We start from the raw sequence: 7,853 nt of genomic DNA on the forward strand, positions 1-7,853 counted from the left end.
GCGGCCTCGATCGTCAGGTGGGTGGAGCGCGTCGTGTTCTTGTTCTTGGCGTCGGCCTTCGCGGCGGCCGGCGCGGCCGCCGTCTCCTCGCCGGTGGCGCTCGCGGAGTAGGCACCGAAGCCGCCGAGGGCGAGGGTGGCGACGATCGCGCCACCGGTCACGACACGGGTGCGCGAGGAGGCCTTCTTCACGTGCTTCATGGGATCTGCTCCAGTGAACTCGGGGAACCGCGGGGGCCGTCGGGAAGCCGAGGCCCGCTCTGTCTCCCATCCTGGTGCCGTACCCTGCCGCCGCCCGTCGGCGTCCCGGCTGCACCCGGCGCCCCGGGCGGTGGACCCCGGGGTCATCCGATCGGTTGACCCCGTTCCTCCCTTTCCCATGACGCCGCGAGTTCGGCGAACGCCCCCGCCGCCGCGCTCCGGTAGCCGGCCGCGCGCCGCAGCAGGGCGACGGCGCGGGACGGCAGCGCGGGGGAGAGCGGCACCGGGCTCAGCCAGGGGTGGTCCCGGGTGACGGCGTCGGGCAGCACGGTGGCCAGCGCGGTGCGCCGCACGATCTCGGTGAGCGCGGTCACGGAGTTGGCCTCCACCGCGATCGCCGGACGGACGCGGTGCTCGGAGACGTACGCGTCGATGTGCAGCCGGGTGGCGAAGTCCCGGCTGAGGAGGGCCAGCTGATGGTCGTTCAGCTCCTCGGCCCGTACCGGCTCCGTCCGGTCCGCGAAGGGGTGGTCGGGGCCCACGACGAGGCCGAGGGTCTCGGTGAACAGCTCCGCGGCCTCGACGCCCGGGAGGTGCTCGCCGTGGAAGGCGATGCCGAGGTCGAGCCGGTCGGCGAGGAGTTCGGCCTCGATCCGGTCCTGGGGCAGCTCCCGCACCTCCACGCTGATCCCCGGATGGCGGCTGTGGAAGCCGGCGACCAGGGGGCCGGTGAGGTACGCGGTGAAGGTGGGCGTGACCGCGAGCCTGAGGTGGCCCCGGGACAGGTCGTGCACGTCGAGCAGCGCCCGCTCGCCCGCCGCGAGGTCCCGCAGGGCCCGCCGGGCGTAGCGCGCGTAGGTCTCCCCGGCGTCCGTGAGGCGCACCGTGCGGCCGGTCCGGTCGAGCAGCTGCGCCCCGAGGGCCTTCTCCAGCTGCTTGATCTGCTGGGACAGCGTGGGCTGGGCGATGCGGAGCTCTTCGGCGGCGCGGGTGAAGTTGGCGTGCTCGGCGACGGCGAGCAGATAGCGGAGGTGGCGGAGTTCCGGCTGCATACGGCCGATCCTAGAACCCCTTATAGATCGCATCTATGGCAGACATCGACAGTAGGTCTTGGACGCTATAGGAGCTGGTGGTGCACGGTGGGGACATGCCTCACTTCGCCGAGGGAATCGCCCGCTTCCAGCGGGAGGTCTTCCCTGCCAAGGCCGGCCTCTTCGCCCGCCTGGCCACCGCCCACCGGCCCGGCACGCTGTTCATCGGCTGCTCGGACGCCCGCGTCGTACCGGAGCTGATCACCCAGACCGATCCGGGCGAGCTCTTCGTCATCCGTACCGCCGGCAACCTCGTTCCCGCCCACACCCCGGGCACCGACGGAGTCACCGCCGCCGTCGAGTACGCCGTCACCGTCCTGGGAGTACGGGACATCGTCGTCTGCGGGCACTCCGCCTGCGGCGCGATGACCGCGCTCGCCGAGGGCCACGACCTGAGCACCGCGCCCGCCGTCGCCGCCTGGCTGCGGCACGCCGACGCCTCCCTCGCCCGCGCCGCCGCCGGCGGGACGGTCGACGTGGCCGCCCTGGTCCGGGAGAACGTCGCCGCGCAGCTGGCCAACCTGGCCACCCACCCCTCGGTGGCCCGCGCCCTGGCCGCGGGCGAAGTACGGCTGCACGGCTGGGTCTTCGACATCGCCGACGGCACCGTCGAGGAGCTCCCCGCCACGGCGGGCCCCGTGCTCGCCGCCTGATCCCCCCTGTAAAGCCTTCGAGAAAGGACGTACCTCTCATGGTGCACGCCCAGTTCGACCCCACCGCCCGCCGCGCCCTCGCGATCGCCGCCGTCGACGCCAAGATCCGCGAGGACCTGAGCTGGCAGCGGATCGCGGACGCCGCCGGCCTCTCCGTCGCCTTCACCACCGCCGCCGTCCTCGGCCAGCACGCCCTGCCGGAGGAGTCCGCCCGGGCCGTCGCCGAGCTCCTCGGCCTCGACGAGGACGCGGTCCGCCTGCTGCAGACGATTCCCACCCGCGGTTCCCTCGACGGCGCCGTCCCCACCGACCCGACCATCTACCGCTTCTACGAGATGCTCCAGGTGTACGGCACCACGCTCAAGGAGCTCGTCCACGAGCAGTTCGGCGACGGCATCATCTCCGCGATCAACTTCAAGCTGGACGTGAAGAAGGTCGCCGACCCCGAGGGCGGCGAGCGCGCCGTCATCACCCTGGACGGCAAGTACCTGCCGACCAAGCCCTTCTGACGGAACCTCAGACGGTTCCCTGACTCTCCTCGGCACCGAGGAGGGCCAGGGAATCGGTCCACAGCGCGTCGAGGCGGCCCGGGTCGTCGTACAGCTTGGCGAAGAGCACCACGCCCTCCAGCTGGGCGACCAGGGCCCGCGCCGCCGCGCCCGTGTCGGAGACCGTGACCTCGCCGCGCGCACGGGCCTCGGCGACGGTCTCCGCGACCAGGGCCACCTGCTCGTCGAAGATCTCCCGCAGCCGCGCGCGGACGCTCTCCGTCCGGGTGCTCAGCTCCAGGGCCAGGTTCCCCAGGAGACAGCCCGTGACCGTGCCACAGCCCTCCCGGCCGGCCCTCAGCTCGGCCTCCGTGGCCTCGTGGAGGCGCCGCAGCCGCCGGAGCGGCGGCACGTCCCCGGCGAGCGCGCGCGTCCACTCGGCGCGCTGCCCGGCCCAGTGCTCCTCGACGACGGCGAGGGCGAGCTCCTCCTTCGACGGGAAGAAGTAGTAGAAGCTGCCCTTCGGCACACCGGCCGCCGCACAGATCTCGGCCACGCCCAGGGCGGAGTAGCCGCGCGACAGCATCAGCGTCCTCGCGGCGGTCAGGATGCGCTCGCGCGCGTCACTCGTTCGCCCCATGGCCGAGAGTGTACGACCGGTCGACTACTTCCTCCCTCTGCTCCCCCGTCCGCGCTCGGCCTCCGCTTCCGGCGGCGCCGCACGCGGTTCTATGGTGGGCGGCGCAGATCGCGCGGACCGCGCGGTCCTGACGCGGGCACGCGCCCGATCCGGCGGCCAACCCGGCGGCAGGGTCGCACCCGCACGACACGAACGAGGAGTTCCATGGACATCGCCGGCTCCGCCGCTCTCGTCACCGGCGCCGCTTCCGGCCTCGGCGCCGCCACCGCCGCCGCGCTCGCCGCCCGTGGCGCCACCGTCTACGGCCTGGACCTGGACAAGGCCGTGGCCGCCGCGGGGGCGCTGCCCGAGGGCGTCCGGCTGCTCGCCGCCGACGTCACCGACGAGGACCAGGTCCGCGAGGCGCTCGCCGCGATCGACGCCGACGGCGCCGAGCTGCGGCTCGCCGTGAACTGCGCCGGCATCGCCCCCTCCGCCCGCATCCTGGGCCGCAAGGGACCGCACGACCTCGACCTGTTCCGTACGGTGCTCAACGTCAACCTGCTCGGCACCTTCAACGTGATGCGGCTCGCCGCCGAGGCCATCGCCCGCCACGAGCCCGACGAGCACGGACAGCGCGGCCTCGTCGTCAACACCGCCTCCATCGCCGCCTTCGAGGGCCAGGTCGGGCAGATCGCGTACGCCGCCTCCAAGGCGGGCGTCGCCGGGATGACCGTCACCGCCGCGCGCGACCTGGCGCAGTTCGGCATCCGGGTCGTCACCATCGCCCCCGGCATCGTCGACACCCCGATGATGGCCGGGTTCGGCGAGGACGTCCGGGCCGGTCTCGCCGCGAGCGTCACCTTCCCGCAGCGCCTCGCGCGCCCGGAGGAGTACGCCCGGCTCGTGACGATGATCGCCGAGCACGACTACCTCAACGGCGAGACGATCCGCATGGACGGCGCCCTGCGGATGGCGGCTCGCTGAACCTCCGTACCCCCATGAGAGCACTCGGTGCCGGAATCTTCCGGCACCGAGTTCCACGTAGGGCCCGTACGGGTGTTAGGTTCGGGCCATGGGAACAGCGTCGACGAACTCCACGAAGCCCGCGATGCGGGACTCCCTCATCGCCGCGGCCTTCCAGCTCTTCCTGGAGCGGGGCTACGAGCAGACCACCGTCGACGACATCGTCACGCTCGCGGGCGTCGGCCGGCGGTCCTTCTTCCGGTACTTCCCGTCGAAGGAGGACGTGGTCTTCCCCGACCACGAGCAGTGCCTCGCCGACATGACCCGCTTCCTCGCCGCGAGCGCCGACTCCGACGACCCGGTCGTCCGGGTCTGCGACGCGGCCCGCCTCGTCATGCGGATGTACGCCGAGAACCCCACCTTCTCCGTGCAGCGCTACCGGCTCACCCGCGAGGTGACCGGGCTGCGCACGTACGAGCTGTCGGTGGTCTGGCGGTACGAGAAGACCCTCGGCGACTATCTGCGCACCCGCTGGGCCGACCGCAGGGACGGCACCCTGCGCGCCAACGTCGTCGCGGCGGCCGTGGTCGCCGCCCACAACCACGCCCTGCGGCACTGGCTGCGCTCGGGCGGCGAGGGCGACCCGCTGGCCGAGGTCGACGGGGCCCTGGAGTTCGTGCGCACCACCTGGGGCGGCGGACAGGCCGCGGAGGCGCCGGCCGAGGAGAACGAGGACGTCGTCGTGGTGATCACCAAGCGGTCCACCCCCATGTGGCGCGTGGTGCGCGAGGTGGAGTCGAGCCTCGGAGAGGGCTGAGGGGATCACCGGAAGGTCACAGGGTTCTCGGTATCTCTAATTGAGGGAACTCAGGTCTTTATTTGATGGCACTCAGTGCCATATCTTTGCTCCATGCACGGTCGAGCCGCCGAGTGCAAGGAGAAGGCATCGTGTTCCACACGGGACTGAGGAGCGGGACCGCCGTCCAGGCCGAGGATTCGGCCCCCGACTCCGAGCTGTACTTCCAGCGCTGCCGCTGGTGCCACACCACCACGTTCCAGCGCCTGCTCTGTCCGACCTGCGGGTCGACCGACCTGGCGCCCGAACTCAGCGACGGCGAGGGCGTGATATCCGTACGTCGCGGGGTCGCCGCCGCCGATGCCGACCTCTGGCCGGTCCACATGACGGAGGGCTTCGTGGTCCGCTGCCGCGTCGACGGACCGCCGCACGCGGTGCGTCCCGGGGTCCGGGTCAAGGTCTCCGGGGCCGCGGTCTCCGGACGCAGGCCGGTCGTCCGGCTCTGCGAGGAGGTCCCGCTCGACGGCTGGTACTGAGCGCGCACACGGGGAAGGGGCGGGTGGCACAGAGTGCCACCCGCCCCTTCTGCCGTGTGCGGTCAGCGCGCGCCGATCTCGTCCGTCAGCTGCGGAAGCACCTCGAAGAGGTCGCCGACCACGCCGTAGTCGACGAGGTCGAAGATCGGGGCCTCGGGGTCCTTGTTGACCGCGACGATCGTCTTCGAGGTCTGCATGCCGGCCCGGTGCTGGATCGCGCCGGAGATGCCCGCCGCCACGTACAGCTGCGGCGAGACCTGCTTGCCGGTCTGGCCGACCTGGTTGGAGTGCGGGTACCAGCCGGCGTCCACGGCGGCGCGGGAGGCGCCGACGGCCGCGCCGAGCGAGTCGGCCAGCTTCTCGACGACCGCGAAGCCCTCGGCCGCGCCGACACCGCGGCCGCCGGAGACCACGATCGCGGACTCGGTCAGCTCGGGGCGGCCGGTGGAGACGCGCGGGGTGCGCGAGACGACCTTGGCGGCGTTGCCGGTGAAGGCGACCGTGACGTTCTCGACCGTGCCGGCGGCCGGGGCGGCCTCCGGGGCGGCGGAGTTCGGCTTGACGGTGATGACCGGGACGCCGCGGGTGACCGTCGACTTCACCTGGTACGAGGCGGCGAAGACGGACTGGGTGGCGACCGGGCCGTTCTCGCCGGCCTCCAGCTCCACCGCGTCGGTGATCAGACCGGAGCCGAGGCGGAGCGCGACGCGGGCCGCGATCTCCTTGCCCTCGCCGGAGGAGGTCACCAGGACGGCGGCCACCCCCTTGTCCTTCGCGATCTGGGTGAGCGCGTCGACCTTCGGGACGACGAGCTGCTCGGCGAACTCGGCGCCGTCCGCGACGTACACGGTGGCCGCGCCGTACTCGCCGGCCGTGGCGGCGATCGAGGCGGCGGCCTCGCCGGCGCCGAGGACGACCGCCGTGGGCTCGCCGATGCGGCGGGCCAGGGTCAGCAGTTCGAGGGCCGGCTTGCGGACCGCACCGTCGGCGTGGTCCACGAGAACCAGGATCTCAGCCATGATTCCTTGCTCCTGAGGTGGGATGACGGTGGGTCAGATGAACTTCTGGCCGGCGAGGAAGGCGGCGAGCTGCTTGCCGCCGTCGCCCTCGTCCGTGACGATCGTGCCCTGCGTACGGGCCGGGCGGGCGGCCGCCGAGTCGACCAGGGTCCAGGAACCGGCGAGGCCGACCTCGTCGGCGTCGATGTCCAGGTCGTCCAGGTCCAGCTCCTGGACCGGCTTCTTCTTGGCGGCCATGATCCCCTTGAAGGAGGGGTAACGGGCCTCGCCGGACTGGTCGGTGACCGAGACGACGGCCGGCAGCGGGGCCTCCAGGTGCTCGGTCGCGGCGTCGCCGTCACGGCGGCCCTTCACGAGACCGTCCTCGACGGAGAGCTCCGACAGCAGGGTGACCTGCGGCAGGCCCAGGCGCTCGGCGAGCAGCGCGGGCAGCACGCCCATCGTGCCGTCGGTCGAGGCCATGCCGCAGACGACCAGGTCGAAGCCGGTCTTCTCCAGGGCCTTCGCCAGGATCGCGGAGGTGGCGATGACGTCGGAGCCGTGGATGTCCTCGTCGTTGACGTGGACGGCCTTGTCGGCGCCCATCGACAGCGCCTTGCGCAGCGCGTCCTTGGCGTCGTCCGGGCCGACGGTCACGACGGTGACCTCGGCGCCGTCGGACTCCTCGGAGATGCGGAGGGCCTGCTCGACCGCGTACTCGTCGAGCTCCGAGAGCAGCCCGTCGACGGCCTCGCGGTCGGTCGTCAGGTCGTCGGCGAAACCGCGGTCGCCGGTCGCGTCGGGAACGTACTTCACACAGACAGCGATCTTCAGGGTCACGGCCTGTCTCCTTTCGAGAGGCTGGTGGTTACGGGAGGTTGCGGGCCATGACGATGCGCTGGACCTGGTTGGTGCCCTCGTAGATCTGGGTGATCTTGGCGTCGCGCATCATGCGCTCGACCGGGTAGTCACGGGTGTAGCCGTAGCCGCCCAGGAGCTGCACGGCGTCGGTGGTGACCTCCATCGCCACGTCGGAGGCGAAGCACTTGGCCGCCGCGCCGAAGAAGGTCAGGTCGCCGTCGACCCGCTCGGACTTCGCCGCGGCCGCGTAGGTGAGCTGGCGGGCGGCCTCCAGCTTCATCGCCATGTCGGCGAGCATGAACTGCACGCCCTGGAAGTCGGCGATCGGCTTGCCGAACTGCTTGCGCTCCTTCACATAGCCCTTGGCGTAGTCCAGGGCCCCCTGGGCCACGCCCAGGGCCTGCGCGGCGATGGTGATGCGGGTGTGGTCCAGGGTCTTCATCGCGGTGGCGAAGCCGGTGCCCTCCTCGCCGATCATGCGGTCGGCGGGGATGCGGACGTTGTCGAGGTAGACCTCGCGGGTCGGGGAGCCCTTGATGCCGAGCTTCTTCTCCGGGGCGCCGAACGACACGCCCTCGTCGCCCTTCTCCACGACGAAGGCGGAGATGCCCTTGGAGCGCTTGTCGGGGTCGGTGACGGCCATCA

Annotated in this window: 10 protein-coding genes and 1 pseudogene; 5 read left to right on the forward strand and 6 right to left on the reverse strand. The window is 72.0% G+C overall.

The window, feature by feature from the left end; translation table 11 throughout:
• Nucleotides 1-200 (reverse strand): annotated as a pseudogene (locus tag CCN56_RS12490) (heme-binding protein); the annotation flags it as partial.
• Between the two features lie 143 nt (nt 201-343).
• Complete coding sequence (cynR, locus tag CCN56_RS12495) at nt 344-1,252, reverse strand: transcriptional regulator CynR (RefSeq protein ID WP_086826464.1); 909 nt, start codon at nt 1,250-1,252, stop codon at nt 344-346.
• A gap of 95 nt (nt 1,253-1,347) precedes the next feature.
• Between cynR and CCN56_RS12500 the strand changes: the two genes are divergently transcribed.
• Nucleotides 1,348-1,944, forward strand: coding sequence for a carbonic anhydrase (locus tag CCN56_RS12500; RefSeq protein ID WP_086826466.1), 597 nt, complete (start codon nt 1,348-1,350; stop codon nt 1,942-1,944).
• Nucleotides 1,945-1,982: 38 nt separating this feature from the next.
• Nucleotides 1,983-2,453 carry a cyanase gene (gene cynS, locus CCN56_RS12505; protein WP_086826468.1) on the forward strand — a complete coding sequence of 157 codons (471 nt, stop codon included), beginning with the start codon at nt 1,983-1,985 and terminating at the stop codon, nt 2,451-2,453.
• A gap of 7 nt (nt 2,454-2,460) precedes the next feature.
• Here the strand turns inward: cynS and CCN56_RS12510 are convergent, their stop codons facing one another.
• A complete protein-coding gene (locus CCN56_RS12510) occupies nt 2,461-3,072 on the reverse strand; it encodes a TetR/AcrR family transcriptional regulator (protein WP_086826470.1) in 612 nt (203 codons plus the stop codon).
• 204 nt (nt 3,073-3,276) lie between these two features.
• On the opposite strand from CCN56_RS12510, the gene CCN56_RS12515 reads away from it, so the two are divergent.
• The 3 genes from CCN56_RS12515 (at nt 3,277) to CCN56_RS12525 (ending at nt 5,349) form a co-directional block, all read left to right on the forward strand.
• The gene (locus tag CCN56_RS12515) at nt 3,277-4,038 is read left to right on the forward strand and encodes an SDR family NAD(P)-dependent oxidoreductase (RefSeq protein WP_086826472.1); all 762 of its coding nucleotides are present in this window, start codon (nt 3,277-3,279) and stop codon (nt 4,036-4,038) included.
• A gap of 88 nt (nt 4,039-4,126) precedes the next feature.
• Nucleotides 4,127-4,834, forward strand: a complete 708-nt coding sequence (locus CCN56_RS12520; protein WP_041131881.1) for a TetR/AcrR family transcriptional regulator — start codon at nt 4,127-4,129, stop codon at nt 4,832-4,834.
• A 131-nt stretch (nt 4,835-4,965) separates the two neighbouring features.
• Nucleotides 4,966-5,349, forward strand: coding sequence for a zinc ribbon domain-containing protein (locus CCN56_RS12525; RefSeq protein WP_086826474.1), 384 nt, complete (start codon nt 4,966-4,968; stop codon nt 5,347-5,349).
• Between the two features lie 62 nt (nt 5,350-5,411).
• Here CCN56_RS12525 and CCN56_RS12530 read toward each other — a convergent pair whose 3' ends face one another.
• The 3 genes from CCN56_RS12530 to CCN56_RS12540 all read right to left on the reverse strand — a co-directional run.
• On the reverse strand, nt 5,412-6,368 hold the full coding sequence (locus CCN56_RS12530; protein WP_086826476.1) for an electron transfer flavoprotein subunit alpha/FixB family protein: 957 nt from the start codon (nt 6,366-6,368) through the stop codon (nt 5,412-5,414).
• Between the two features lie 33 nt (nt 6,369-6,401).
• Nucleotides 6,402-7,187, reverse strand: a complete 786-nt coding sequence (locus CCN56_RS12535; protein WP_086826477.1) for an electron transfer flavoprotein subunit beta/FixA family protein — start codon at nt 7,185-7,187, stop codon at nt 6,402-6,404.
• Between the two features lie 28 nt (nt 7,188-7,215).
• A partial coding sequence (locus CCN56_RS12540) for an acyl-CoA dehydrogenase family protein (RefSeq protein ID WP_256961937.1) occupies nt 7,216-7,853 on the reverse strand: 638 nt, incomplete at its 5' end.

It is taken from the genome of Streptomyces sp. NRRL B-24572 (genome assembly GCF_002156145.1).
Classification (GTDB): Bacteria; Actinomycetota; Actinomycetes; order Streptomycetales; family Streptomycetaceae; genus Streptomyces; species Streptomyces vietnamensis.

Coding starts and splice junctions, on each gene's coding strand:
- cynR (WP_086826464.1), bottom strand. CDS start 1,252: ATGCAGCCGGAACTCCGCCACCTCCGCTATCTGCTCGCCGTCGCCGAG.
- CCN56_RS12500 (WP_086826466.1), top strand. CDS start 1,348: ATGCCTCACTTCGCCGAGGGAATCGCCCGCTTCCAGCGGGAGGTCTTC.
- cynS (WP_086826468.1), top strand. CDS start 1,983: ATGGTGCACGCCCAGTTCGACCCCACCGCCCGCCGCGCCCTCGCGATC.
- CCN56_RS12510 (WP_086826470.1), bottom strand. CDS start 3,072: ATGGGGCGAACGAGTGACGCGCGCGAGCGCATCCTGACCGCCGCGAGG.
- CCN56_RS12515 (WP_086826472.1), top strand. CDS start 3,277: ATGGACATCGCCGGCTCCGCCGCTCTCGTCACCGGCGCCGCTTCCGGC.
- CCN56_RS12520 (WP_041131881.1), top strand. CDS start 4,127: ATGGGAACAGCGTCGACGAACTCCACGAAGCCCGCGATGCGGGACTCC.
- CCN56_RS12530 (WP_086826476.1), bottom strand. CDS start 6,368: ATGGCTGAGATCCTGGTTCTCGTGGACCACGCCGACGGTGCGGTCCGC.